The organism is Alteromonas sp. AO-Serp (genome assembly GCF_017849675.1).
Taxonomy (GTDB): Bacteria; Pseudomonadota; Gammaproteobacteria; order Enterobacterales; family Alteromonadaceae; genus Alteromonas; species Alteromonas macleodii.
Map to the genome: position 1 here is coordinate 1 of NZ_JAFLMX010000009.1, position 2,756 is coordinate 2,756.

A 2,756-nucleotide genomic window follows, 5' to 3' on the forward strand; every position below is an offset into this window, starting at 1 on the left:
AATCGTATCTTCCATGGCGCCGCGGTCAATGCTGCTGCTTGCGCCAATCTGACTGTCGTCACCAATGCGAACCGACCCTGTTTGTGGGATAGGGATCCAAACGCCTTTATCGTTTGCGTAACCAAAGCCTGCCGCACCAATAACTGTTTGGCTATGAATTGTCACGCGCTTACCAATCACAACGTCATGATAGATAGTTACGTTCGGGTGAATGGTACAGCCTTCACCAATATGGGTACCTCTGCGAATAACCGTATTCGCGCCTACAGTAACTCTATCGCCTAAAACCACGTTCTCTTCAATGATTACATTGTGGCCTAGCGATACATCACTGCCGATGCGGGCAGATGGCGCAATTACCGCTGACTCAGCAATACCTGTCGCTACCGCTGGGGTAGTATCAAACAACTGAGCGATTAGGGCGAACGCTGCATGAGGGTTTGCCACCACCAACGCTGGAACTGGGCTATCATCTTTCAAGTTTTTGTGCAGAATTACCGCACCAGCCTGAGTATCTTTTAACTGCGGCTTGTATTTAGGATTTGTTAGAAACGAAATTTGGTGCGATGCTGCACCGGATAACGTACCTACTGCAGAGATAGTAATGTTTCCATCGCCCTGCACTTCCCCACTTACATGTTTGGCAAGCTCTTCCAGACTGTATGTGCGTTTACTCATAGCGGTCATCATAATTACCTGTTCAGAGATATGAATAGTGTTGAGTCTATCGCTTTGGGTTCTTTATTGCTGTTTGCTAGCTCACCCTAAAGCCCATGTTTACTCATGCTTATAAAAACAAGTTTACCTTAAATCAACTCGCCAACCGATGCATAAATCGATCTTTTTGGCATGAGTGATTAAAATATCGCCAAGCACAAATACACTAAGCGTAAGTAACTGGCACAAACTACCCTGTTACGAGTAGAATAGACCACAATCACTTTTTTATTTTTCACCGCTTATTCAGCGAGGATAGAGCATGGCGCAATACGTTTACAGTATGCATCGCGTGGGCAAAATCGTCCCACCTAATAGACACATTCTAAAAAATATCTCACTTAGCTTTTTCCCAGGCGCCAAAATTGGTGTGCTAGGTCTAAACGGTGCAGGTAAATCTACCTTACTTCGCATTATGGCCGGCGTAGATACCGACATCGAAGGTGAAGCGCGTCCTCAACCGGGCTTAAAAGTGGGCTACCTTCCACAAGAGCCTCAGCTTGATGAAACAAAAGATGTTCGCGGCAACATAGAAGAAGCCGTCGCCGACGTTAAACACGCATTAACTCGCCTTGATGAAGTGTATGCAGCGTATGCAGAAGCAGACGCTGATTTTGACGCCCTTGCTAAAGAGCAGGGCGAGTTAGAAGCTATTATTCAAGCCAAAGATGGCCACAACTTAGAAAATGCATTAGAGCGTGCTGCTGATGCCCTTCGCCTTCCAGCGTGGGATGCGGACGTTAGCAAACTATCTGGTGGTGAACGCCGCCGTGTAGCGCTGTGCCGCCTACTTCTAGAAAAGCCTGAAATGTTGCTTCTAGACGAACCCACTAACCACTTAGACGCAGAATCAGTCGCATGGCTAGAGCGCTTCCTTCACGATTATGAAGGTACGGTAGTCGCTATTACCCACGATAGATACTTTCTTGATAACGTTGCAGGTTGGATTTTAGAACTTGACCGTGGTGAAGGTATTCCGTGGGAAGGTAACTACTCTTCTTGGTTGGAGCAAAAAGAAAACCGACTTGAGCAAGAAGAGCGTACCGAAACGGCGCGTATGAAGAGCATGAAACAGGAACTCGAGTGGGTACGCTCAAACCCGAAAGGTCGTCATGCTAAAAGTAAAGCTCGTATGGCCCGCTTTGAAGAACTATCTACCAGCGATTACCAAAAGCGTAATGAAACCAATGAGCTTTTCATTCCACCAGGTGAACGCTTAGGTGACAAGGTTATTGAAGTAAGCAACCTTAAAAAGTCGTATGGCGATCGCGTACTTATCGACGACTTAACGTTTAAAGTACCAAAGGGTGCCATTGTAGGTATTGTTGGTCCTAACGGCGCGGGTAAATCAACCTTGTTCAGAATGCTTACCGGTGCTGAGCAACCTGATTCAGGCACCATCGATTTAGGTGAAACCGTTCAAATTGCTGCGGTAGAACAGTTCCGCGACCACATGAACGAAAACAATACCGTGTGGAAAGAAATTTCTGACGAACAAGACATTATTCGCATTGGTAACTTTGAAATTAACAGCCGCGCCTACTGCAGCCGTTTTAACTTTAAAGGCACCGACCAGCAGAAGTTCATCAAAGACTTGTCAGGTGGTGAGCGTAACCGTGTTCACCTTGCGAAACTGCTTAAAGCAGGCGGTAACGTATTGCTACTGGATGAGCCAACCAACGACCTAGACGTAGAAACACTTCGCGCCTTGGAAAACGCGTTGTTGGAGTTCCCAGGCTGTGCCATGGTTATCTCGCACGACCGTTGGTTCCTAGACCGCGTAGCAACACACATTATGGATTACCGCGATGAAGGTAACATCAACTTCTTCGAAGGTAACTACTCAGACTACGAAAGCTGGTTGAAGCAAGAATTTGGACAAGATGTGGTTGAACCGCACCGCCTTAAATATAAGCGTATGTCTAAATAACACAAAATCAGAGATGTAAGATCTGTATCTCTGCTTTACGCCTTAAAGCCGCTATCGCTGATAGCGGCTTTTTTATTTGTTCGCTTTTCATTGCGAACCCACGCAAATT

The 2,756-nt window shown here is 46.3% G+C and carries 2 protein-coding genes; one reads left to right on the forward strand and one right to left on the reverse strand.

Features of this window, described 5'->3' with window-relative positions; genetic code table 11:
• The coding region (locus tag QVA83_RS00970; RefSeq protein WP_353844097.1) for a UDP-3-O-(3-hydroxymyristoyl)glucosamine N-acyltransferase at nt 1-687 on the reverse strand (687 nt) is incomplete at its 3' end.
• Nucleotides 688-979: 292 nt separating this feature from the next.
• Here QVA83_RS00970 and ettA point away from each other — a divergent pair.
• Complete coding sequence (gene ettA, locus QVA83_RS00975) at nt 980-2,647, forward strand: energy-dependent translational throttle protein EttA (protein ID WP_014950094.1); 1,668 nt, start codon at nt 980-982, stop codon at nt 2,645-2,647.
• The last annotated feature ends 109 nt before the right edge of the window (nt 2,648-2,756 follow it).